At 44.7% G+C, this 22,801-nt stretch carries 21 protein-coding genes; 7 read left to right on the plus strand and 14 right to left on the minus strand.

The window, feature by feature from the left end; genetic code table 11:
- Positions 1-63 precede the first annotated feature (63 nt).
- The 6 genes from AC0VYE_RS17645 to AC0VYE_RS17670 form a co-directional block, all read right to left on the minus strand.
- On the minus strand, positions 64-4,038 hold the full coding sequence (locus AC0VYE_RS17645; protein WP_475442422.1) for an S-layer homology domain-containing protein: 3,975 nt from the start codon (positions 4,036-4,038) through the stop codon (positions 64-66).
- Between the two features lie 232 nt (positions 4,039-4,270).
- Positions 4,271-5,149 carry a hypothetical protein gene (locus tag AC0VYE_RS17650; protein ID WP_475442423.1) on the minus strand — a complete coding sequence of 293 codons (879 nt, stop codon included), beginning with the start codon at positions 5,147-5,149 and terminating at the stop codon, positions 4,271-4,273.
- Positions 5,146-6,186, minus strand: a complete 1,041-nt coding sequence (locus AC0VYE_RS17655) for a hypothetical protein (protein ID WP_475442424.1) — start codon at positions 6,184-6,186, stop codon at positions 5,146-5,148. Before AC0VYE_RS17655 ends, AC0VYE_RS17650 begins: the two co-directional genes overlap by 4 nt.
- Positions 6,187-6,205: 19 nt before the next feature.
- Positions 6,206-7,183, minus strand: a complete 978-nt coding sequence (locus AC0VYE_RS17660; RefSeq protein WP_475442425.1) for a hypothetical protein — start codon at positions 7,181-7,183, stop codon at positions 6,206-6,208.
- On the minus strand, positions 7,173-7,751 hold the full coding sequence (locus AC0VYE_RS17665; protein WP_475442426.1) for a sigma-70 family RNA polymerase sigma factor: 579 nt from the start codon (positions 7,749-7,751) through the stop codon (positions 7,173-7,175). Before AC0VYE_RS17665 ends, AC0VYE_RS17660 begins: the two co-directional genes overlap by 11 nt.
- Before the next feature lie 43 nt (positions 7,752-7,794).
- Complete coding sequence (locus tag AC0VYE_RS17670; protein ID WP_475442427.1) at positions 7,795-8,322, minus strand: fimbrial protein; 528 nt, start codon at positions 8,320-8,322, stop codon at positions 7,795-7,797.
- A gap of 142 nt (positions 8,323-8,464) precedes the next feature.
- Here AC0VYE_RS17670 and trhO point away from each other — a divergent pair, with 142 nt between their 5' ends.
- Positions 8,465-9,361 (plus strand): oxygen-dependent tRNA uridine(34) hydroxylase TrhO, encoded by an 897-nt coding sequence (gene trhO / locus AC0VYE_RS17675; protein ID WP_475442428.1) that lies wholly within the window; start codon positions 8,465-8,467, stop codon positions 9,359-9,361.
- 99 nt (positions 9,362-9,460) lie between these two features.
- On the plus strand, positions 9,461-9,607 hold the full coding sequence (locus AC0VYE_RS17680) for a hypothetical protein (RefSeq protein ID WP_179089728.1): 147 nt from the start codon (positions 9,461-9,463) through the stop codon (positions 9,605-9,607).
- An 82-nt stretch (positions 9,608-9,689) separates the two neighbouring features.
- On the opposite strand, the gene AC0VYE_RS17685 is transcribed toward AC0VYE_RS17680, so the two are convergent.
- The 3 genes from AC0VYE_RS17685 to AC0VYE_RS17695 form a co-directional block, all read right to left on the minus strand.
- Positions 9,690-10,217 (minus strand): hypothetical protein, encoded by a 528-nt coding sequence (locus AC0VYE_RS17685; RefSeq protein ID WP_076265917.1) that lies wholly within the window; start codon positions 10,215-10,217, stop codon positions 9,690-9,692.
- 78 nt (positions 10,218-10,295) lie between these two features.
- Positions 10,296-11,381: an SH3 domain-containing protein gene (locus AC0VYE_RS17690; RefSeq protein WP_475442429.1), complete on the minus strand. Its 1,086-nt coding sequence runs from the start codon at positions 11,379-11,381 to the stop codon at positions 10,296-10,298.
- A gap of 319 nt (positions 11,382-11,700) precedes the next feature.
- Positions 11,701-12,708 (minus strand): SDR family oxidoreductase, encoded by a 1,008-nt coding sequence (locus AC0VYE_RS17695; RefSeq protein ID WP_076265915.1) that lies wholly within the window; start codon positions 12,706-12,708, stop codon positions 11,701-11,703.
- A gap of 213 nt (positions 12,709-12,921) precedes the next feature.
- On the opposite strand from AC0VYE_RS17695, the gene AC0VYE_RS17700 reads away from it, so the two are divergent.
- Positions 12,922-13,404 carry a PCYCGC motif-containing (lipo)protein gene (locus tag AC0VYE_RS17700; RefSeq protein WP_076266127.1) on the plus strand — a complete coding sequence of 161 codons (483 nt, stop codon included), beginning with the start codon at positions 12,922-12,924 and terminating at the stop codon, positions 13,402-13,404.
- A gap of 98 nt (positions 13,405-13,502) precedes the next feature.
- Here the strand turns inward: AC0VYE_RS17700 and AC0VYE_RS17705 are convergent, their stop codons facing one another.
- Positions 13,503-14,012, minus strand: coding sequence for a hypothetical protein (locus AC0VYE_RS17705; protein ID WP_076265914.1), 510 nt, complete (start codon positions 14,010-14,012; stop codon positions 13,503-13,505).
- Between the two features lie 188 nt (positions 14,013-14,200).
- Here AC0VYE_RS17705 and AC0VYE_RS17710 point away from each other — a divergent pair, with 188 nt between their 5' ends.
- From AC0VYE_RS17710 to AC0VYE_RS17720, 3 genes are all read left to right on the plus strand, one after another.
- Entirely contained in the window at positions 14,201-14,980 is a 780-nt protein-coding gene (locus tag AC0VYE_RS17710; protein WP_076265913.1) for an SDR family NAD(P)-dependent oxidoreductase, read from the plus strand.
- 21 nt (positions 14,981-15,001) lie between these two features.
- A complete protein-coding gene (locus tag AC0VYE_RS17715; RefSeq protein ID WP_475442430.1) occupies positions 15,002-15,787 on the plus strand; it encodes an SDR family NAD(P)-dependent oxidoreductase in 786 nt (261 codons plus the stop codon).
- A 63-nt stretch (positions 15,788-15,850) separates the two neighbouring features.
- Positions 15,851-17,239 carry a mandelate racemase/muconate lactonizing enzyme family protein gene (locus tag AC0VYE_RS17720; protein WP_339209419.1) on the plus strand — a complete coding sequence of 463 codons (1,389 nt, stop codon included), beginning with the start codon at positions 15,851-15,853 and terminating at the stop codon, positions 17,237-17,239.
- A 176-nt stretch (positions 17,240-17,415) separates the two neighbouring features.
- Here the strand turns inward: AC0VYE_RS17720 and AC0VYE_RS17725 are convergent, their stop codons facing one another.
- Genes AC0VYE_RS17725 through AC0VYE_RS17740 form a run of 4 tightly spaced genes read right to left on the minus strand, consistent with a single transcriptional unit; the run spans position 17,416 to position 21,609 of the window.
- Entirely contained in the window at positions 17,416-18,420 is a 1,005-nt protein-coding gene (locus AC0VYE_RS17725) for a mannonate dehydratase (protein WP_076265910.1), read from the minus strand.
- Positions 18,421-18,443: 23 nt separating this feature from the next.
- Positions 18,444-19,790: an ABC transporter substrate-binding protein gene (locus AC0VYE_RS17730; RefSeq protein ID WP_076265909.1), complete on the minus strand. Its 1,347-nt coding sequence runs from the start codon at positions 19,788-19,790 to the stop codon at positions 18,444-18,446.
- Positions 19,791-19,828: 38 nt separating this feature from the next.
- Positions 19,829-20,659, minus strand: coding sequence for a carbohydrate ABC transporter permease (locus tag AC0VYE_RS17735; protein WP_076265908.1), 831 nt, complete (start codon positions 20,657-20,659; stop codon positions 19,829-19,831).
- Entirely contained in the window at positions 20,656-21,609 is a 954-nt protein-coding gene (locus AC0VYE_RS17740; protein ID WP_475442431.1) for a carbohydrate ABC transporter permease, read from the minus strand. Before AC0VYE_RS17740 ends, AC0VYE_RS17735 begins: the two co-directional genes overlap by 4 nt.
- Positions 21,610-21,840: 231 nt before the next feature.
- Between AC0VYE_RS17740 and AC0VYE_RS17745 the strand changes: the two genes are divergently transcribed.
- The gene (locus AC0VYE_RS17745) at positions 21,841-22,746 is read left to right on the plus strand and encodes an RraA family protein (protein WP_475442432.1); all 906 of its coding nucleotides are present in this window, start codon (positions 21,841-21,843) and stop codon (positions 22,744-22,746) included.
- The last annotated feature ends 55 nt before the right edge of the window (positions 22,747-22,801 follow it).

Consider the following 22,801-nt stretch of genomic DNA (forward strand, 5'->3'; position numbering starts at 1 on the left):
TACAGCAAAAAGGATCGTCTCCAGCCGTCGCTTAAGAGACAATCCTTTTTTCATTTAGAAAAATTAAATCAATTCTGATTTTTGTAAAAGCCGTTGAAGGAGCGCTGCAACTTCCGCTCGAGTCAGGTTTGCTTTTGGCGCCAGCTGATGATCTGTTTTTCCATTAATAAGACCACTTCGCAAACAATCCGCGATACCGCTTAAAGCCCACTCTGCAAACATTGCTCTGTCCGTAAATCCTTGCAGCAGCGTATCGGTATCTGCACCCACTAGTTTGTCCTTTAATCCTGTAACCTTCATTGCTTTGGCTGTGATCGCCATTGCCTGTTCACGTGTCATGCTGATGCTTGGACGGAATGTCCCATCCTCGAATCCTTCAATCAGGCCATAAGCATATGCGGTTTGGATTGCCTCCGCATACCAAGCCGAGCTATTCACATCTGTGAATATTTGCGCTGCCTTGACAGGTTTGAGGCCGAGCGCCCGAACGAGCAAAGCCGCAAATTCAGCTCGCGTAACCTCCTGATTAGGCAGATACTTATTATTGTCCACACCTTTTATGATGAGTCGTTCACTTAGATCATTAACGGCGGTTGCTGCCCAGTGACCCTCTATATCCACGAATACGGTATCATAATGGACAAGCGCATACACGCTGTTTGTCAAACTGCTAATTACTGCTATATAGTTGCCATTCTTATGAACAATTTTGGTAGGTACATGGCGTACTGATCCGTCTGGGTCAATGACAACAGCTGTCGTCATTTTAGTTTGATCCACATCGTCAGGAAGTATCAACGCCCTTTCTACATAAGCGTCGAAGCTGTCGATATTTACTTTGGTTCCTCCATAATTGGCGGTAACCGTAAAATCATATGCCGTATCAACTAATGAAAACTTGCCGATTATAGCAGCTTCGTCTAGCAACTTTTGAATCGCTGCTTCCGGCTTGCTGATTTCGATATTAATCTCTATGGCTGACGGCTCTGTAGAAGGATTAATTTGCCCTATCAATGCTTTTAAATTAATATGCCGCGCAGGCAGCGTATAGATTGTTGCATCGGTTTGCAGCATAATTACCGCATTTTTCTGCTGAAGATTGTCCAGTATTTCCGCAGTCAGCCCAGCTAGGAAACGATCAGGCTGTGTTCGTGTCTGTATCGCAATGACCGAATGCTCTTGCTCACTGGCCAGCTTATTCGCCAGTTTAACAGAATCAAGCTTGAACTGAGTAACCGATTGTCCATTTATTGTTGAAGTTTCTGCGGTTCCAAGCTGCTCTTCCTTGCCATTGATCAACACAGCAAACTCTGCATTAGAAGGCTTCACAGGCTGCGGAGGATTAATAGGCGAGATAGGTCCTGATTCACCTATTGGAACTGCGCTTATTTCATTAGAAGCTGAGCTTTCTCCTGCCCCATTGTAAGCCTTTATTACAAAATAATATGTTTGACCATTGCTCAAGCCTTTCGCTAGATAGTTATATACAGAGCCTGTTACGGTTGCTGCCTCTTCCGAATAAACGCCTGGCGTCGTGCTGACAAAGATTTTGTAGCCATCTGCACGATCCACGGCGTTCCAGCTTAAGCTCGTTTCCCCATTGCCCGCCACTGCCTCATATAGTACTGGCGGTAAAAGCGACTCCCCTGGTTCAGTTGGATCAGTTGGTTCCGTCACCGTTACAGCTGCCGAAGTACTTAAGTCGCCGTTTTGTGTTTTCGCCGTAATGTTGGCCGTCCCCATCCCTATGGCGGTAACAAGCCCTGTCTGGCTTACCGTTGCAATATTGCTGTTGCTTGATGTCCACGTTATATTTTTGTTCGTCGTCTGCTCTGGCATAAGCGCTGCGCTTAGCTGCTCCGTATTGCCAGTCACCAGCGTAAATGCTGATTGATTCAAAGTAATGCTGTCCGCAAACACTTCGGGTCCATATACCTCAAGCTCCCAGAGCGAATAACCATACACTGTCGCTCTTACCGTTCCGTACATCCGCACGAAGCGGGCGTTGACTTCATCAAACGAAACCGTCTCGATGCCGCCCTTCCCAGTCGTCGTACTGTACACCGTCTGCCAGCCTGCTTCGCTGCTTACATCGTTGGCCACTTGGATCTGATAGCTTTTGCCATAGGCACTCTCCCAGTACAGCTTCACTTGATCAATTGTCTTGCTCTCCCCAAGATCAATATAAATCCAGCTCGGATCGATGCCTCGCTTGGAGCCAAAGCGGGTCGCGAGATTACCGTCATTAACATATCGCGACGTATCCTCGACGCCGTCATTCGATGAGCCGACCGCGGGCTGCCTCAGCGCCAGATTCGTCCGCGTCCTAGGCTCCGGATTTTGCACGGGCTTGATCGTTACACCGCTATAATGCTCTTTGCTCAGAAAGTTCATCTCATGGAGATTTTTTGCAGGTTCGCTTTTGCCCGGCATATACACGTTTTCGAACGTAATATTTGTAATCTCCGCTCCCTCCATGCCCTTCAGCTTGGAGAAGCCTTCGCCAATGTCTCGTACTGTAATGTTTTTTACGGTTACGCCTGTGATCGGTCCGACACCTGCATAGCCGCCGTTTACTGTAAACATTGTCATCCAAGCGCTGTTGTCTTCATTGCTGCCGCTGATATCCTCTACATCCATATTTTCGAAGGTAATGCCGCTTACCTTGCCCGATCCATATTTATGATGAATGGCAAAACCAACCGCTGCCCTATACACGACACCGTCCTTGAACGTAATATTTTGTTGGTCCTGCATGACGCCTTGACCCATTTTGAAGCCATAACATAGAGTCCAAGAAATCGCATCCTCGAAGAGCACGTTTTGCACCGGCTCTGGACTTCCTGGCCATGGTACCTTCCCGGATGCGATATCCGTATCCTCCCGCCATGCTTTGGTGGAATACGGATCATCCAGCGCGATGCCAATTGAATTTCTAACGACTACGTTTTGCGATTCGCAAATGTCGATGCCGTCATTTTCGCCCATGCCCAAGCTGTTGAACATTTTCAAATTCGTAAATTCTAAATCATTGGATCTTGTCGGTACGATCGCCCAGCCAGCCGATTCCCGAACCATGATGCCATCCATCTTAAAATTGGATGTAGCGATAGGCACGATTAGATTGTTGATCATACCTTTGCCGTTCGTACTTTTATCATCATGCAGCGCTTGACCGTTGCCATCGATCGTGCCGCGACCGTAAATTTTAATATTTGTCGAATGAAAGGCTGTAGAAATCCACCATGTGGCGGGCCTTCCCATCGAATCCTTAAACCAATGCTCGGTATAATCTGCCGTCTTTCCCGTAGCAACAAATGTTGCTCCAGGTTGCATGTAAAGCGCCGTGTTGCTCTTCAACACGACATTTCCAATGTAATACGTACCGCGCGGAACATAAACGATGCCTTGCTTCCCATTCCCCTGCGCAGTTCCATAGCTGCTCGCATCATTAATGGCTTGCTGCAAGGCAGCTGTTCTCGCTGCTACTCCCGTTTTCTCCCCTGTTGTCGTCACCAGATAAGGCGCTGCAGTCACATTATAGATCCCCTCGCCGGTGGCATTCGGAATATCCGTCTCCGCCGGATCAGCCGCGATAACCAATCGGGTAGTCCGGTTGTTCATCATGATGATCAAATACTCATCCTTCTGCGTCGTAAACGTGATCGTTCTGCCAACCACGGAGTCAGCTTGAATACCGAGTTTCTTCGGACTGATCGAATATTCATGCACCTTATCCGTATTCAAGATTGTAAGTTCATAGGTTACCGGTCCGCCTCCCATCGAGAAGCTCGCATAATCGTAGTCGTTGAAGCCCTTAACCACCGGAATTTCTACTCCATTAGCCTTAAGGCTATAATTCGTTGAAACCGCATATTTCGCTGAAGGCTGATACGAATAAATGATAGCTGGACCCACTCCCGCTCCCCCCACTCCTTCTGATGCTGCCTTCACACTTGGGGCTGAAACAAATACCGATGATGCCAAAATCGCAACTGCTAACGCAAAACAAAACCATTTTCGAGTCGTGAATGTCATTTCCTTTCCCCCTTCTTCACTTTTGAAAACCCTTACATTTATAAGTATAGGGGGAATGTACGAACCCTCTAATGCGGTAAATCCCACATTATGGACAGCAATCTTAAGCAATTTACTAATAAAAGAATGGATTAGTCCAGTGGTCGTTATTGAATAAAGGCTTATAAATAGCAAAAACCCCCTTAACGGGGGCAGGAGTACATATACAATTTATATTTGTTTCAACCATCTCTTATTTAACGGTGATGACAAATGGCACCGTCAGCACCTCGCCTTTAAATTGAAATTGCCCCCATAACTTGTAGATGCCTTTCTCAGGAAATACCGTGTGGAACATGATGTTTGCACCACCACTCATCGCTTCCATTGCATGTGCATGCACGAATTGGTCAACTGTGCTGTTCAAAATAACACAATGGCCGGAAGTGCCGAGAAATGGCTCTATCTCCTTAATCGGCTTTCCCGTCTCTTTATCTATAATTCGGAATAGCAACATAACCATCTGTCCCGCTTCTATTTCATCAATACCGGGGCTTGCCGATAATGAAACTTCTAAGCCGCTTACACTTTTTATCCATGTGGTGTCAGGAACTATTGTTTTGTTAGATAATGGCTCGCCAGCAACCTGTATCCACTGCTTATTAATGACAACATTTTGTTTATGAGGCTTGAATTCAGTCGTTACATAAAACGAGCCTGCAAATGGTAAATTAAGCTTTGTCCGAAAAACATTGTCTTTCATATAATCGGGATGCACATGCTGAAACGATGATAAATCTTTACTAACGACGATCAGATGCATAAGCTTGGTCATATCTTCTGTAAATTTCGTTACAGGCTGCCCATACGCGGTGGTGACTTCCAATTGTAATTCCATTTCTCCTACTTCTACTGGATTGCCATTTATTTCGCTTACTTTTACAAGATAACCTGAAGCTTCTGGTAATGGCATTTGTTCATTCTGAAGAGCTGCCAGCAATCCTCGCTTAGGCGGTTCTATATCGACGTTCGTAAGGTTCGTAAATGTATCCGAAGCACAGCCAGTTGCAGCTAACAGGATAACAATCAAGCATATTAAATTCAGTCCAATGGAATTTAATCGTACGCTCATTGACTTACACGCTCAGGCGATTGGGCTAAAAGGCTAAGGCCGAGCGACAGCAGCGAAGCTTGTACGATTGAGCCTACCCACAGCTCGGGCTCCCAGCCAATCCCGCTCGTCGCAGCCATCCAGCCAAAGTAACTACCCCAAAGCACAATAGGCGTAATGGTGGCAATCAGCCTGCTGCTTCGCCTGCGATTCAGATCAGAGCGTCTTAAATGCAGCAATAAGTCACCGCTCAGTCCTGCAGCAAACGAGACGATCAAACTATGTATTTGGGTAAAACCATCGATTACACCCATTAGTGCGCTAATGAGTAAGAATACAAAAGTAATCGCACCAAAAGGAGGCTGCCAGCGCTTTAGCATAAATAAAATGGGAAACATAAATACGATCGTATTTAATAAGATAAACGTTAATCCTCGTACCTCGGCATCATCTACCATCCGGTGCGCAAATAAAGTGCTGGAATTGTTCATATACCAAGCAACTACTTTTGGCGCAGGCAAATTATACCGAAACATCCACACATACATGAGAAAGAAACTGACAGTACCTGCTGATAACGCTAAGGATAATAAGTATGGGAAAAAGCTTCTCCAACCTATCTGATCGCCACTGTGCTCCCTCCAGCCTGCTCGAAGCGGACTTGATAAGATGAGAATGGCACCGAGCATTAATGCTAAATGAGAGGGACTAAGCAGCGCTTCAAGATTCACTTCAATTCCAAAAATAATATGCCAAGCCATATCAGCTAAGCCGCCTGCAAGAAAGATGATGACGCCAAGCAAGCCAAGCTCATATCCACTAGGAATGGCTTGCTTCCACGAGCAGCCCATTCTTTTTTTCACATATACAATCATTCCAAGTATCCATGCTGCGCATGCAAGAAACCCACTATACAAAATCGCATGCCAAGGGGTGAAAAACGTTTCGACTACATCATGGTTATGGGCATAACCGTCTATGAATATACCGAGCACTAGCCATGTGCCAAGCAGCATCGTTACGAAGTGGCTTTTCGTAGAAATAGCGTATGGTTGCATGAAACACTCTCCCCAGTTATCAATGAATAAACTGCTCGGCTATGCTGGTTAATTCTGCTTTGGTCATGTCTAGATCGGAACTGCCAATCGTGTATAGTATCGTTTCATCCGCTAGTGAATCCATCCAAAAGACGGATTGATACTGATCCGTATCACTGTACAGAAACGGCTTTGCTAGAGCATAGGTAGCAGCTTGTTGACCAATAACGATTTGCTCTTGCGCCTTTAGATTTGAACGTAATTGCACATTGCTCTTATCCGAGAATACCTCCATGGTGATATGAATAATGTCAGTGGATTCGTTCTCATAAGTCGTCGTATAGACAGGATGATCTACACTCTCTACTACAGGTCTGGGCAGAGGCAGCCAGGTCTCCTCCGGTTTCTCATTCTTCACGAGTTTCTCCAGCTCATGAAGCGACTCCATGTCTGCAGCGGATAATGAACCGCCAAACGGTTGAGCCTTCTGGCCTCCAACAAACGTCAATGTTTCTGTTAAGGAATCAGGCATTTGAAGATCTGGATTTGCTTCCGTCAATTGCATCTCCCAATCTTTCTCCACCTTCCACACGTATGGATTGGTGACGATTGCGATAGGTATAGAACTTGTTTTCGGCAGAAGACTTTTTAATTTTTGCGAATACAATATCGCCTTCCCCTCGGTAGGAAGTGTTTGTTTAACCTCTTCGAGCGACTCGCGCATTTGCTTAGCCAACATCGCATCATACGTTCCTAATTGACCATTATGCAGCATGTAATCAATAATCTCGTCTTTAAAATGAAAAATAAAGGGTGTAGAGAAACCCATGGAAGTAAGGAGCAGTCCCGCTACGATGATTCTGAGCGTCCATGATTTTTTTACGGCGTGCAGCTTGGTCTGCTTTTGGAAGCTCTGCTTTCGGTACAGCTGTTCGATTCGAGCATCAAGCTCCTCAGGGCGTTTGATTCTCGTTGCGGATTGTTTGTAGGCTTGTGTTAGTTCTTGTTCAATCGACATGATTAAACACCTCCTTGAAAAATTGAGAATGTAAGGTTCGATTTCGCAGTTTTTTCAAAGCCTCATGATGTCTGGATTTGGCTGTGCCTAGTGGGATTTGGAGCGTGCTGGCAATCTCCTCAAAGGAGCAATCCTGATAATAGCGAAGTACGATTATTTGTTTATGCTTGGCAGACAAGCTGTTTACGAGCTGAAGTACTTGGTGTTTTTCTTCCTCTTCGACCGCTAATTCATCTGGCCTCTTCCATGGCTGTACGCCATACAATTGCTTATTGCGATTAATTAAACGTAAAAATCGCCAGCCTTTTCGATTATAATGATTAACCTGATTAATGATGAGGCCGTTAAGCCAGGCTCGAAATGGTCTATTGTAGTCGTAGGCAGGCAAAGCGGAGAGCATAGCGATGTAAATCTCACTAACGATATCATTGACTTCGTTTTTGTTCGTGACCAAATAATAGACGGTACGATAGATATGATCTGCCGTTTTCTCATACACCAAGCGGAAAGCTTCCGGATCTTCATCCAGAAGCGAAGCTAACAAGGGTTGTATGTCCGAATCCTTCAATACGGAAACCTCCTCACGCCACAAGAGTACTCATGTGCCAATTTCAATTTCTATTTCGTTTCAAAAGGGATAATTCACTCATCATAATGCCGGTTACCTTTTCTTGATCTACCATAAACTCGAGTACCCATTCCTTCTCTTTATCGATATAACCTAGTAGTTTTAAATCATCGTGTTCTCTATTATAATAGGCATCCCCATACATGTCCTTAACAGATTGTATATAATTTCCCAGTTTAGTCCCTTTATGGGTAGCTTCATCTGGAAGCAGATTATAGCTTGCGACCTTGCTTTCAGTTACCGTATATGTAGCGTTAAAATACTCCCATGACTGAACAGGCACATCATAATCATCTGCTTTTTTCATTTTAATATCGTATTTCCCTTTTGGCTGACCACGTTTATCCGTAAGTAATTGTACCGAATCCCCAGGCGATATCCCGCCAGTATGCTCCTTGCTTAAATCCGTACTTTCGATATTAGTTAGAAAATCCTGAGGCACGCTTGGCTGTTCGGTGGAACAAGCAGCTAGTACCAAACATATCAATATGACTATTATCCCTTTTTTCATATAGCCCCTCCTCTATTTGCTTTCGCTATACATTGGTTTCGTATATGAAAAAGGTTCAAAAAAGGTTTTAAGTTGAAATTATTTAAAATGTCAACTATAATATAGAATGCTTTTATTTGTTTACCGGAAAGGAAAGACTACGATGAGTGAAGCTAATCATTTTCGAGTTTTATTGTATTATAAATTTGTAGCTGTACCGGATGCTGAGCAGTTTGCTGCTGAACATCTTGCATATTGCAAGGAATTAAACGTAAAAGGCCGTATCTTAATTGCTGATGAAGGAATTAACGGAACGCTCTCAGGAACCATCGAGCAAACTGAACAATATATGGCGCATATGCGTGCGAATCCTTTATTTTCGGATATGGTTTTCAAAATCGACGAAACCGATAAACATGCTTTCAAGAAGATTTTTGTACGTTACAAGAAAGAGCTAGTGACGCTACGTTATGATAAGCCTTTAGATCCGAATACATTAAGCGGCACTCGTCTATCACCAAAAGAATTTCATGAGTATTTGCAAAGAGAAGATGTTATCGTACTAGATGGCAGAAGCGATTATGAATACGATCTTGGTCATTTCCGCAACGCGATCAGACCCGATCTTGAAACATTCAAGGAGTTTCCTGAATGGCTTCGCGAGAATATGGCGGAATTCAAAGACAAGCCGATCATTACCTATTGCACAGGAGGCATTCGCTGCGAGAAGCTTACAGGCGTTATGCTAAGCGAAGGCTTTAACGACGTCTATCAGCTTGAAGGCGGTATTGTAACCTACGGCAAGGACGAGGAAGTACAAGGCAAACTGTTTGACGGCAAATGTTATGTATTCGATGAGAGAACATCCGTTGTCATTAATCAAACAGACGAAGCGGTTGTTGTAGGCAAATGCCACCACTGCGAGCAGCCTGCTGATACCTATATCAATTGTGCAGATGACTCCTGTCATTTGCAGCATATCGTATGCAAGGAATGTGAAGAAACGAAGCACGGCTTCTGCTCTACAGCATGCGAAGAGCATGTTGTTAGCTTAAAATAATGAGCAAGCAGCTATAGATTTTGGTTATTTTGCTGGAACATGGTTAACCTAAGCTAGCCTCGGAGTTTTAGGCAATCACGCTAGTGGAGGTTATTGTGGATGGCTCACAACAAAAACAAGTCGATTCCAAGCAAAAATCAAGCCTTTGAAGACAGCTCCAAGGAAGCGGAAAATAATTCAGCTTCGGCCAGAGCAGAGAATATCAATCAAAAAGGCCATGTTCCGAATAGCCCATCAACCGGCTAGACGAATAATCGTTTTGCAACAGAAAAAAGAGCTGCCCATGAGTTTTACTCGCGGACAGCTCTTTTCTTATGTATTCCAAGGTTTATTTGGTGACAATTGCTTCCCAGCGATGCTGATATTGTAAGAGCCGTGGATGCAGCTGTGCAGGCTCTTCCGTCAACAAAAGCCTGATTTTCACGATCCATTCCTCGAATGATGAGAACGAAGCGAACATATTCGCCATTTCAGCCGTCATGAGTACAAATAGCGGTTTCGGATAGGTTTCGGCCAAATGTCTTAAAGCAAAATCGATTGGCGTATACTTCTTGCGTTTGATTTCAAAACGTTCAACAACGATATTCGTCTCCGCTCGATCCCGCTTCCATTCATGCAGACGATCTTCCCGCTTATAGAATGGGCTGACGTTCTCTTTCGACATCCTCTTGATGCTCAGCTCATGCAGTGGATAGAGAACAAGCTTGCGAAAGGAACGTGCCTTCACCCAATCTGCGGCTAGATCAAGCTCTCGTTCCGTTGTATGCTCAAATGTATCATAGTATACAATCGTTCCTTTAAGCTCATCTACAGGCGGCTCATAGCCGAATGGCATTTTCTGCACGTTATCCACCATTTATTTGCAGCCTCCTATTATCCAAGTCGTCAAATGCTTAGGAGCCTAAAATAACATACTTGGTGGGAAATTGCCATGTCAGAGCTTCCTGTAGTCACTTTTCATTATATTTTTCACTAAACTTGACCATTTGGAGTTGGCGGGACAATATTTTCGGGCAACCTTCTCAATGGTAGTCAGTCCCTTGCCCACATAGTTTTTGGATAAGAGCTGTCCAAACTTTCGTACACTGTCCCCTTTGGTTTCAAAGCTGAACGCTTTATTGTATTTATCGCCATCTATCGCATTGAGGCCAAATAAGTTATTTTTGCTCTTGGCCAGCCGGCTTTTGCCATTTCCACTCTCCAGCTTCATCACGGCTATTGTAAAATAAGCATTTATGCCGTATTCATCTTCCACTTCAAGGATAGCTTGTTCCAAATCATGCCCGGATAGTGCTGTTCCTTCGAATATTTTCTCAATATGCTCGATCGTAAGGCCAGAATCAGACTCTACAGCAGATGTTGGCTTCATAAGTTCTTCCTCTACTGCTTCTTCTAAAATTTCTATTTTATCTATGCGTTGCTCCTCACTTTTTGCCTTAAGTGCAGTGGCAGGCTGACGATTAACATCAGCAGCAAGGGATAACACGGAAACTTCACTTTTCACCTTTTTGGCATATCCGCCATGTACGTATCCACCATTTTGCAGCTTAAGCCAACCATTGTCCGTTTCTTCTGTAATTTCAAGCTTTGATCCCTTTTCTACAACCTTTATAATATCCGAAGTGGCGCTCGGTTTTGTTCGAATGTTAAGGTAATACGCGGTAACCTCATATGTATTCGTTAGTTTTTTAGCGATGGCTGGCGGTTGTTCAACTTCAAGTGTCGTTTCAAGCGGGTTGGTTGGAGGTTGATCAGATGCGTTAACTGTAGCTGCGCTAATCTCGTTGAATGTTACAGGTATAGGTGCTGGAGTGGGTGAAGCGATGACTTTTTCATTGTTCTCTAAGCTGTCAACAACAAGCGGCGTTAGGTTAGTTAAGGAAAATGGTTCTGCTGCAGACGATTCTAAAGCTTGTGAATCCGGTTCGTTATTTAAAGGTTGGACGTACATGCCTAAAGTAATGACTAACGATAAAATGAGCAAGTAAACAAATAAATGCTGATTCAACTTTTTTCGCATGATTATACCTCTCCCTTAAGTTAATGAAGTATACCTGTTACGATATAAGTTAGATGGCGAGAATAAGCAGGCATCAAGAAAAAGTGGACGGTCTGTGAAGATTATATGTCGCTCATTCCATCAAAAGACGAGTTTTTATGCTTCTTGTAAATTATGAGAAATTTTTTAGCATCTAGGGATAGAGGTTTAAAACACAAAAAAAGCGCTTCATCCCTAGAGGATAAGCACTTTTTTTGCACTTATAAAAATCGCTAAAAAATTTTTTTTATTTCTCTAAATGTACAGCTTAAAATCTATATTTTCGTCATTTGCTTACGCTTTATTTTTTAAATCCGGCTGCATGAGCAGCGATAATCGTATCCATCTGCTCGTTCCAAGCATCATCTTCGGTGCATCGCTCAGGGTGAGCCTCAAACCAAGCAACCGTCCGTTTAATCCCTTCTTCAAAAGAAAGTTCTGCTGAAAAATCGGGAACTAAGCTTTTGATTTTGCGGTTATCAAATACGCTCGTGACAGATTTATCGCCAAGCAAGCCGCCCTCGAGATCAGGGTCATGCGAAATAAGAAACTCGGAAGAAATATGGACAAGATTCGGCACTACGCCTGCGGCTGAACCTATCGCTTCATAGATTTGATTCCAGGTAAGGACTTCGTCTGAAGTAATATGATACGCCTCTCCGATCGCCTCAGCACGTCCAAGCAAGCCGACAAAACCTTTGGCAAAATCGGTATTATGTGTCATCGTCCACAAAGAGGAGCCATCACCATGCACGATAACTGGCTGTCCCGCACGTATTCTTGCGATCAGAGACCATGGATGCTGCCAGCTGTTTAAGGCTGCGGGTATCATCGTATCGCCATAGGTAAATGAGGGTCTTACGATAGTAACTGGAAAACCTGATGACGCCTGTTCATCAAGCAGCAGCTGCTCACATGCAATCTTGTCACGCGAGTATTGCCAGTACTGATTTTCGAGCGGTGTCGCATCCTCTGTGATGATATAGTGTTTAGGCGGTTTCTGATAAGCAGAGGCTGAACTTATAAATATGTATTGATTCGTGCGTCCACGGAACAACGCAATGTCCGTGCTGACATGCTCCGGCGTGAAGGCAATCCAATCGACTACCACATCAAACTGATAGCCTTCAAGTGCAGCAGCAGCCTGCTCAGGGTCGCGTATATCACCCTTGATGACCTTTGCCCCTTCTGGTACAAACTCGTCTCGTTTCCCTCTGTTAAAAAGATAGAGTTCAACTCCGCGTTCTAACGCGAGCTTAGAAACAGCTTCACTTATTAATCCTGTTCCACCAATAAACAATACCTTCATCGACAATCGCTCCTTTTTTGTATCTTGGCATTTGTTACGATTAAACGGGAGAGCTTACGGCTTAAACGATCTAAATCGTCAATTAATAGTACCATATACGTTACTCTTTTAATATTTGAAAATGCTATAATAAAACCAATTAATAGAAACAAGGAGCTGCTATATTTGAAACGATTAGCCCAAACCACACTCTATTCGGTTCTGCTCTCTTCGATGCTGCTCAGCGCATGCAGCAGCCAAACAAATTCAGCTGGATCAGCAACGAACGCACATGAAGCAAATGGCGGAAATCATGGTGATCATCAAACAGCATCTGGCGATTTGCAAGAGACGACAGCATCGCTTGATATTTTACCAGCTTTTCTAGATGGCGCCTCTGACAACCTGCGTATCGCCTATCAAACCGCTGCAACGGTTACGGATGTATTGCCCTATATCCCTTGTTACTGCGGGTGTGGCGAAAGCGCGGGACACCAAAGCAATCTCAATTGCTTTATCGCCGAAATAAAGGAAGACGGCTCAGTAGTTTGGGACGATCATGGCACTCGCTGCGGCGTATGCATTGAAATTGCTGTAACAACCGCAGCGATGAAGTCTTCAGGGATCGAAGTAGATCGGATTCGCCAAATTATCGACGAAACGTATAAAGAGGGTTATGCCAAGCCAACGAAGACTAAGCTTCCCCCTGCTTCCTAGTTTGTTCATCAATGATTTAAACAAATGACAGTCCAGAACAGGAGTAATCGTTCTAGACTGTCATTTTTTTTCGGAAGCTCCCAAGTCTATCAATCTACCTACTCTTCTAAAACATTATAAACCGTAGCAAATGATTGATCTGTTTTCGTAACGGTATATCGGGAATTCTCGCGATCAATCATACTGCTGCTAACCGAGAAGTCAGCTATTGCTCTGTCCAGAGTAGTATCAAACACCACTTTATCCTTTTTCACAAAAACCAGTTTATGTACCGACTCATCCAGCAAAGGATATTGTCCGCTTATCTTTCTATCTATCCAATATCCGGCGTAGGAGGCTTCATTGGTCCACTCTCGTCCGACTGTTCTTTCCATCTCCTCTCTTGAGCGATAAGCTTCAAAAACAAACATTTTATCCCAATCAAATGGCGCGACTTCCTTCATATCAAATGTGGTTCCCTTATGTACAGCTGCTTTAAGCTGCTCGGTGAATAAGGCTTCATAATCGTTATTGACTCTAGTCATTCGATAGTTCGAGTAGCTCAAAATAAACGGAACAAAAATAATCATTAGAAGCGTGATGAAAATGAATTTTTTTATTTTGCGCATGGCTTTCCCTTCCATTTGGATTCCTATTCGCTCTTAATAACGAATGCAATCATAGCGTTGTTGCAGTATTGGCGGATTATGCAAGAAATCAAACAAAATCATAAATTTACAGCATCGCTATGCTTGAACCAAAGTAACTAAAATAAGGCTATATACATCATTTTATGTCTGTTCCTTGGAGGGGATCTATGCGATTGCCAAATAAGGTTGTATTTATTACGGATTCAGACAGTGACAGCGGGAAAGCGATCATTCGACGTTTAAAGGAAAGCGGAGCTCATTTTATTTTGAATAGTCATTCAGGAGGGTCTGCGATTGGGTCAGAATTAAAGCTAGTACAGGAGGCAGGCTTGCAGGCGGTGGTAGTCACCATTGACCTTTGTAAAACGGCTGAAGTAACGGATATGCTTCTATTCACTAAGCAGCAGCTTGGTACGGTTGATATTCTCGTTCACAACAACAATGAGATTTCTTCAAGCACAATTGAAGATGGTGATGAAGCGCTTTTTCAGCAAAGCATCGCAGTAAACGCCAAATCGGCATTTATTTGTACGCAGGCTGTCGGCAATCAAATGATGATGAAGCAAGCTGGGAAAATCATTTATGTTTCATCCATCCATGCCGAGAAGCCGACTGGTTCAGCGTTTACCTACAGCATTGCAAAAGGTGCGGTCAAAATGCTGTCCAAAGAAGCAGCACTTGTATTAGGACGATATGGGATCAGTGTCAATACCATTGAAGTGGGTTCTGTTGCTGGCGATGATGAGTTGTTTCACAGTCAGCTATCCACCTTGTACAACGATTACGAATATAAGGTGCCTAATGCTGTTTTGTGCAGCAATGAAGATATCGCCGAGCTTGTGAATTTTCTCTCTTCCGATGAGGCGAAACTCATTAATGGTGCAGATATAAGGCTGGATGGCGGTTTTTTGCTTCATTATATGAATTTCAAAATGAAAAAACCGTAATCGCCGGTCTGGAGGTGAATAATGAGTATCGTTGGCAAAATCGCTTTAGTTACCGGCGCAGGAACAGGAATTGGCAAAGGCGTTGCAATCGAGCTTGCACGGCGCGGGGTTATGGTTGCCATTCATTATAATCAGAGCGATGTCGGTGCGCTTCATACCAAACAGATGATTGATGATTTCGGTGGCAGCTCGATGATTGTGCAAGCGAATATTTCGCAAAAAGATGAAATTGAACGGATGGTCTCCAACACTGCAGAGCATTATGGCGGCATTGACATTTTGGTTAATAATGCGGCCTTGCAGCTGAATTATGGATTTTTTGAGCATGATGAATCTTCTTTCGATCGCATGATGAACATTAATTTAAAAGGCTACTGGCAATGCATACAAGCCGTCGTTCCCTATATGAAGGAAAAGCACTTTGGACGCATCATTAATATGTCTTCTGTTCATAGCAAGCGCCCCACCGACTTCGATGCCGTATATTCCATGACCAAGGGCGGTATTCGCATGTTAGGCAGAGAAAGCGCAATTGAGCTTGCAAGGTATGGAATTACCGTTAATACGATTGAGCCAGGAGCCGTTGATGTCGGCAAGCAAAGTGCCCGAGAATCGAAGCCAATCATGTCCGCCGAGGATGTCGCGAAGCATAAAAAAACGACTCGCTCATTACATGATAAATTCCCGCTTGGCCGTGTTGGCCGTCCACTCGACGTAGCTCAGCTCGTATGCTTCATTGCGTCCGATGAAAGTGAATTCATGACCGGTTCAGCCATTCGACTCGATGGCGGCAGCATGCTGCTCTAGCTTAGCTAGATGAATGTGTGCAACCCCTTTCAATACCTAACTTATAAACAAGGAGTGACCTTCGTGTCCAACAATCCTTCTTATGAAGAAACGTTAGCCCATGTGAGCAAGCATGCAAGCCCTTCCGCACTGCGGATTACGGATATTCGCTTCACCGATATTGTAGGCGGTCCGTTTCATAGCAGCTTGATTAAAGTGTATACGAATCAAGGCCTAATCGGATTTGGTGAAGTGCGTGACGGAGCTGATAAGGTTTATGCGCAAATGCTGAAAGGCCGGTTGTTAGGCGAAAATCCATGCAATATCGATAAGCTGTTTCGCCGAATTAAGCAGTTTGGCGGTCATGCTCGTCAAGGCGGTGGTGTGAGCGGGCTTGAAATCGCTTTATGGGATTTGGCTGGCAAAGCATATGGCGTACCGATCTATCAAATGCTCGGCGGCAAGTTCCGTGACAAAATTCGAATGTACTGCGATACCGAGGTCGTCGGCAAGGATACCGGCACCGCCATGGGGCTCGCGCTTCAGAAGCGTATGGAGGAAGGCTTCACTTTCCTAAAGATGGATCTTGGCATCGGTCAAATTATTAATGAGCCTGGTACGTTAAGTGCTCCGATAGGCTTCATTGATGAAATGCGAAATGCTTCCAAAAACCGTTACAGCGCTAACCAAGACACCTTAACCGAAGAAGAAATTCGTGATATCCGAAATCAACATTATGATATTCACAACATCCCCCATCCTTTCACGGCGATTCATGTAACGGATAAAGGGCTTGATATGCTGGAGCAATATGTGGCGGATGTACGCGCTGTAATTGGTTATGAGGTTCCGCTTGCCGTAGATCACTTTGGACATATTGGTCTTGAAGATTGCATTAAGCTTGGACGCCGCGTCGATAAATTCAATTTGGCTTGGATGGAGGATATGCTTCCATGGCAGTATACCGAGCAGTATGCGAAGCTCGCCCGAGCTGTTGCAACGCCGATATGTACAGGTGAGGATATTTATTTGAAAGAAAACTTCAGGCCGCTGCTTCAAGCTGGCGGAGTGTCGGTCATTCATCCAGACGTTCTGACGACTGGCGGCATTTTGGAAACGAAAAAAATTGGTGATATGGCACAGGAATACGGTGTGGCCATGGCGATCCATATGGCTGAGAGCCCTATCGCCTGTCTCGCAGCAGCACATGTAGCAGCAGCGACAGAGAACTTTATGGCGCTAGAGTATCATTCCTGTGAGGTGCCATGGTGGGATGATATTATCATTAGCAGCAAGCTTCCGAACAAGCTCGTTCAGAATGGCTTCATTCATATGACAGATGCGCCTGGTCTGGGCATTGACGATTTGAACGATGAGGTACTCGCACAGCATCTGCATCCAAAAATCCCAGGGCTGTGGGAGCATACGGACAATTGGAATCATTACCATTCCAATGATCGGCTTTGGAGCTGATTCGTTGCGACAGTCATTATGACGGATAGGATAAATACGGGACGCATAATTGCGTTCCGTTTTTCATGTTTTGAAGTAACGATCGCGCTTTGAGCAAATATGAGCATTATAAAAAGCACCTCCAGTTCCACACGATATGTGGAGTTGAAGGTGCTTGCTTTATGAACGTATGGAGATTATCCCGAAATGTTAACACTCGTCTTAGCTTCATTTGTTAATCGAGCAGCAGCAGCTGCCTCCATTAAACCTCGGATATAACCGATACCGTATAAGCGTCCCAACAGCTCATATCCGGGATTCGCATTATCCTCGCCTTCCATCGTTGGCACATGATCTGGCCTTGCTGGCCCGTTAAAGCCTACTTCATAATACGTATGCATGGCCTCGAGCATATTGGTTTGCCCGTCATCGTGGAACGTTTCCTCAAACTTTTCCGGCGTTCCTTTCACATCACGGAAATGGACGAAAAACATTTTATCCTGCTTTGCAAAATGACGGATGACGCTCGGAATATGTTCTCCAGCCGTTGCGAGTGTTCCTTGGCATAAGGTAATGCCATTATAGGCGCTTGGAACTAAATCAATCGCTTGCTGCAGGGCTGCTGCACTTGTCAAAATACGAGATATCCCTCTAATAGGCGTGATCGGAGGATCATCGGGATGCAGCGCGAGCTTCACTTTTGCTTTCTCTGCAACAGGGACGATTCGCTCCATGAAGTATTGAAGATTTTCCCAAAGCTGATCTTCACTAATAAGGCCAGCCTCGGTAAGCGGCGCGTCCTTTATGAGGTTGTGATCGTAGCTGGACACTAGTGCTCCGCCCCGCGTCCGTGTGGTGGTCGATGTTCGAAACCAATTGAACTGAGCCATAAAATTGTAGCAAAGAACAGGAATTCCGGCTGCACCCATATTCGTAATAAATTGCTGGAACACTTCGATCTCGGCGTCTCTTCCTGCCGTTCCAAGCTTAATCTCATTGCTTGGAGGCATGGATTCGATCACGTTAAGCGTAAGTCCAGCATCAGCATACCTCTGTTTCATGCGAATAAGCGGCATCAAATCCCATGGTTTCTCCTGCTTTTCTTCCCATGGAAGCCCTCCAACTGCGTATTCAATGCCAAGCTGCTTTGCCAAAAGCCATAATCTTGCTGGCTGCGATGAGAAAAACTCTGCTAGCTGCATCCAGATACCACCTCCATAGTTTATTAACCAGCCACTTTTGCTGCCAATTCCTTGCCCATTTTGTCTATTTTCTTGTAGGCATCTTCAATCGATTGCTGGCCGAAGGTTACAGCCTCCATCTCCTTCTTATACGTATCAACCCATTCGGAGAAGCCTGCTGCCGGCGGATAGAACGGCAAAGCCTTGTCTAGTGAAAGGTCATATATTTCTTTGCCGAGCTTATCTTTAGTCTCAAGAGTTGGCTCCAGCTCTTTATAAATGTCAGGGTTGATCGGAATGCCGCGTGTGAGACCAAGCGCATTGCCTGCGTCCTTATCGGTAACGAACCATCTCAGAAATTTTTTCGCTTCATCTTTATTTTTGGAATTCGCGCTTACGCTTAAGAAGATGGTTGATTGCGCCCAGCCGCCACCCGCAGGACCAACAGGTAGATTGACTACGCCTACCTTTCCTGGCATAAGCTGCTCTAAAGCGCTGACAGAGCCGGTTGTTGCACCTCTTGTCATTACGACGCCAGATGCCATTGGATCTGCTTGCGGGTCATTTTCCAGAAATGAAGCGGCTTTTTCTGCAGGAGGTACGATTTTCGCTTTGCGGAACTCTTCATACGTTTGGTAGAAGGTCATAAACAAATCCTTATCAAGCGTAAATGTTTTCCCGCCATCGGACATAACGGGCGGTTTGCCCATCGACGTCTGGTAATAGTTGAAGCTATCCCAAGTGGTTGTATCACCTATCGGATATTTCCCATCAGGCAGCTTCGCCCGAGCGTCTCTTGCCCACTGGAAAAATTCATCATAGGTCCAATCCTTATGCGGAAGCGTGATCCCGTATTGCTCCAGCTCCGCTTTGTTGTAGGCTAAGCCTTGCGCATTCTGACTGAGTGGAATACCGTACAATTTTCCATCTATTTGCAAATTAGAAATAACGGATGGATCAACAATGCCGCTTAGGTCAATATCAGAGAGATCCACTAGCTGACCGCGCGATACATATTCTTGAATGTAGGCAGCATCCATTTGCAGTACATCTGTTATGGACTTCGAAGCAGCAAGTGTCGGAAGCTTTTGCCAGAATGCATCCCATGCCATAAATTCCGGCTTAAAAGATACGTTCGTGTTTTGCTGGGAGTAAATGTCTAACGCTTTTTTTGTTGCCTCGTGCCGGGCATCCGGCCCCCACCACATAATGCTGAGTGTTGTTTTAGCACCAGCTTCTTTGCCGCCAGCATCATCCGGCTTTGCTGTGCTCTTCGTTCCTTCATTGTTTTGCTTCCCTCCATTGCTGCTTCCGCCTCCGCTGCAAGCAGTCAATACGAGCAGTAATGCCAGCATCAACAGCCCCAAGCTTCTTGACCCGTTTTTGTTCATCGTCTTACATCCCCTTTTCCTTTGTGAAATGAAATGACTTACCCTTTTAATCCTGTAGTAGCTATTCCTTCGACAAAATGCTTTTGTGCAAAGAAAAAGATGATAACCGAAGGAAAGATCGACAGCAAGGACATGGCTAGCAATTGCCCCCACTGAATGTCGAATTGATCGATGAACATGCGCAGTGCCAGCCCAACAGTAAATTTATCAACGGAGCTTAAATAAAGCACTTGTGCAAAAAAGTCGTCCCAGCTCCATATAAAGGTGAAGATAGCTACGGTAACAAGTGCGGGCTTCAGCAGTGGCAGGATCACTCTCCAAAAGATTCCGTAAACGCTTGCTCCGTCAATCGTTGCGGCTTCATCCAAATCTTTCGGAATACCGCGAATAAATTGCACAAGCAAGAAAATGAAAAATGCGCCGCCTCCGAAAAAATGCGGAAGCACGAGCGGTACGTAGCTGTCCACAAATCCTAGCTTATTGAACAAAATGTACTGCGGGACAACAGTTACCTGTCCTGGAAGCATCATGGTCAGCAGTAAAATGGAAAACCAGAAGCCGCGCAGCTTGAAGTTTAGCCTTCCGAAGCCATAAGCTACAATCGCAGCCGTGGCAACGCCGCCAATGACATTGCCCAGCTCCATAAGCAGTGTGTTGCCAAAAAAATGAGCAAATGTATATTCCGATGAGAAGTGCCAGCCATCCCAATAATTGCTCCACATGGGTGTCTTCGGCCAGATCGTCGGCAAGCTTAGCTCCTCTGTCTTTTTTAAAGAGGCTCCTGCCCACCAGATGACGGGATACAGCATCAGAATAGAGAACAGGGATAGGTACAAATGGCTCGTCAGCTTCGAACGCAGCGAATTCATTTGGTTTTCCCCCCATCTGATTCGTAGAACACCCAATATTTCGAGGCTGCGAAGTTAATTAGCGTGAGAAGCGCTACAATAGTGAGTAATATCCAAGCAAGTGCAGACGCATAGCCCATCTGATAATGCTTGAACGCTTTCTCGTACAGGAACATGGCGTACATATAGGTTGAATTAATAGGACCGCCCTTTGTGATAATGAACGCTGAGGTAAACGTTTGAAAAGATCCGATAATGCCCAGCACGAGATTAAAGAACATAACCGGTGAGAGCATCGGCAGCGTAATGCTTATAAACTTCCTAACCTTGCCGGCTCCGTCTACAGAGGCTGATTCATAAAGTTCTTGCGGCACTTGCTTAAGCCCAGCTAGAAAAATAACCATGGTTGATCCGAATTGCCACGTATTGAGTAAAATCAATGTGCCAAGCGAGGTATCCGGATTGGATATCCAGCCTACCCCCTCAATCCCAAACCAAGCGAGCACCTGATTGATATAACCGTCTATCCCGAACATATTGCGCCAAAGCGCTGCTACCGCAATGCTTCCTCCAATTAAGGATGGAAAATAAATTGCCGTCCGATAAATATTCATGCCTCGAATGTTTTTATTGAGTGCCAATGCGACCATAAGGGAGAAAAACAGCTTTAATGGTACGGAGAATAATACAAACATAAACGTCACGCTTAGCGATTTCTTGAAAGTGGAATCACCAGTAAATATTTTGGTGTAGTTGTCCGTGCCGGTCCATATTGGGTCCTCCAGCAAAGAATATTCGGTAAAGGACAAATAAAACGATTGTGCAATGGGCCAAAGCGTCAACAGCAAAAAACCGATTAGCCAAGGGGATATAAATATGTATCCGGCTAAATGAGCAGCTCCTTGTTGTTTGCGTTTTGTTTTTATCTGCTTTTGTTTGGGTAAAACAGTTTCTGTCTTCACTCTAATCATCTCGTCCCCTTTCCTAGATAATGTTCCTTTACTTTATACGAAAGCGGTTACATGAATGAAGGTGAAGAAATTATGAAATCGTTTGATTTTATATAGTGTGAAAAATTCATAGATTGCCTCATAAATACCTTAAGAAAGTCGCATCGACAAATATGTGAATGTCCCTAACAATAGACTTAGAAAGCAAATAACAGCAGCCTTCAAACATACTATTGCGAAAGAGGTGCTCAGATGAAATTTGACAATCCGGAAGATATGATCCAGCTTACGCCGCTTTGGGAGGGTGAACGCTTTCCGAATGGACGTCCTAAAGTATCCGAAGATGTTCTAAGGCGCATGCGCAAAATCACTTTGGAGGAGGCTTGGGGCCCTCTCTGGAACCGAGGTTATGCCTTTCAGTTCGAAGGTGATTTCAAAATTGTCCACCCGAATAAAATAATGGTTGGACGCGCTGTTACAGCTGTAATGGTCCCTAAGCGACCTGATCTGCATGAAACGCTGCTTAACTATGGACATGAGCAAGAAAATCGAAAAGGCTTTTTCAACCAATGGGTTATTGATTCGCTAGTGGAAGATGATGTCGCGGTAGTGGATATGTTTGATAAAGTTCATCTTGGCACTTATGTAGGCGGGAATTTATCTACAGCTATTTCCACACGCACGAAGCGCGGCGGTGCTGTCATTTGGGGCGGCATTCGCGATAATCAGCAAATCGTAGAAATCGATAATATCAATGTCTACTATCGCGGCAGCGATCCTACTGCGATTGCGGACGTTACAATGGTAGGCATGAACGTTCCAACACGCATTGGCAAAGCTATATGTATGGCTGGTGATGTAGTACTCGGCACTCCTTCTGGCGTTATTTTCATTCCGCCTCACTTAGCTGAGCTGACGGTCGTACAAGCGGAAAAATCCCAAGTACGTGATGTGTTTGGTTTCGTTAGACTGCGTGACAGCGTATATTCGACAGCACAAATTGATGCCGGATGGGACGTTGCGCTTTGGACAGATTTCTTGAATTGGTTCGAAAATGATGCCGCAGCCGAGGAATATCGTCATTTAAACTGGGATGCTGAGCTTGAGGAAGCACAAATGAGGGATCGAAACGGACCGCAAAGCGATGTTCGGCTCTAGGCAATTCGTTCGAACTAGCAATTGTGGTTTAAATATGAGAAAAAGGACTCTAGCA

The sequence above is a fragment of the Pristimantibacillus sp. Z349TD_6 genome, from assembly GCF_056173205.1.

What these genes read in the sequence shown, in the direction of transcription:
- AC0VYE_RS17645 (WP_475442422.1), bottom strand. Translation starts at nt 4,038, where the DNA reads ATGACATTCACGACTCGAAAATGGTTTTGTTTTGCGTTAGCAGTTGCG.
- AC0VYE_RS17650 (WP_475442423.1), bottom strand. Translation starts at nt 5,149, where the DNA reads ATGAGCGTACGATTAAATTCCATTGGACTGAATTTAATATGCTTGATT.
- AC0VYE_RS17655 (WP_475442424.1), bottom strand. Translation starts at nt 6,186, where the DNA reads ATGCAACCATACGCTATTTCTACGAAAAGCCACTTCGTAACGATGCTG.
- AC0VYE_RS17660 (WP_475442425.1), bottom strand. Translation starts at nt 7,183, where the DNA reads ATGTCGATTGAACAAGAACTAACACAAGCCTACAAACAATCCGCAACG.
- AC0VYE_RS17670 (WP_475442427.1), bottom strand. Translation starts at nt 8,322, where the DNA reads ATGAAAAAAGGGATAATAGTCATATTGATATGTTTGGTACTAGCTGCT.
- trhO (WP_475442428.1), top strand. Translation starts at nt 8,465, where the DNA reads ATGAGTGAAGCTAATCATTTTCGAGTTTTATTGTATTATAAATTTGTA.
- AC0VYE_RS17680 (WP_179089728.1), top strand. Translation starts at nt 9,461, where the DNA reads ATGGCTCACAACAAAAACAAGTCGATTCCAAGCAAAAATCAAGCCTTT.
- AC0VYE_RS17685 (WP_076265917.1), bottom strand. Translation starts at nt 10,217, where the DNA reads ATGGTGGATAACGTGCAGAAAATGCCATTCGGCTATGAGCCGCCTGTA.
- AC0VYE_RS17690 (WP_475442429.1), bottom strand. Translation starts at nt 11,381, where the DNA reads ATGCGAAAAAAGTTGAATCAGCATTTATTTGTTTACTTGCTCATTTTA.
- AC0VYE_RS17695 (WP_076265915.1), bottom strand. Translation starts at nt 12,708, where the DNA reads ATGAAGGTATTGTTTATTGGTGGAACAGGATTAATAAGTGAAGCTGTT.
- AC0VYE_RS17700 (WP_076266127.1), top strand. Translation starts at nt 12,922, where the DNA reads ATGCTGCTCAGCGCATGCAGCAGCCAAACAAATTCAGCTGGATCAGCA.
- AC0VYE_RS17705 (WP_076265914.1), bottom strand. Translation starts at nt 14,012, where the DNA reads ATGCGCAAAATAAAAAAATTCATTTTCATCACGCTTCTAATGATTATT.
- AC0VYE_RS17710 (WP_076265913.1), top strand. Translation starts at nt 14,201, where the DNA reads ATGCGATTGCCAAATAAGGTTGTATTTATTACGGATTCAGACAGTGAC.
- AC0VYE_RS17715 (WP_475442430.1), top strand. Translation starts at nt 15,002, where the DNA reads ATGAGTATCGTTGGCAAAATCGCTTTAGTTACCGGCGCAGGAACAGGA.
- AC0VYE_RS17725 (WP_076265910.1), bottom strand. Translation starts at nt 18,420, where the DNA reads ATGCAGCTAGCAGAGTTTTTCTCATCGCAGCCAGCAAGATTATGGCTT.
- AC0VYE_RS17730 (WP_076265909.1), bottom strand. Translation starts at nt 19,790, where the DNA reads ATGAACAAAAACGGGTCAAGAAGCTTGGGGCTGTTGATGCTGGCATTA.
- AC0VYE_RS17735 (WP_076265908.1), bottom strand. Translation starts at nt 20,659, where the DNA reads ATGAATTCGCTGCGTTCGAAGCTGACGAGCCATTTGTACCTATCCCTG.
- AC0VYE_RS17740 (WP_475442431.1), bottom strand. Translation starts at nt 21,609, where the DNA reads ATGATTAGAGTGAAGACAGAAACTGTTTTACCCAAACAAAAGCAGATA.
- AC0VYE_RS17745 (WP_475442432.1), top strand. Translation starts at nt 21,841, where the DNA reads ATGAAATTTGACAATCCGGAAGATATGATCCAGCTTACGCCGCTTTGG.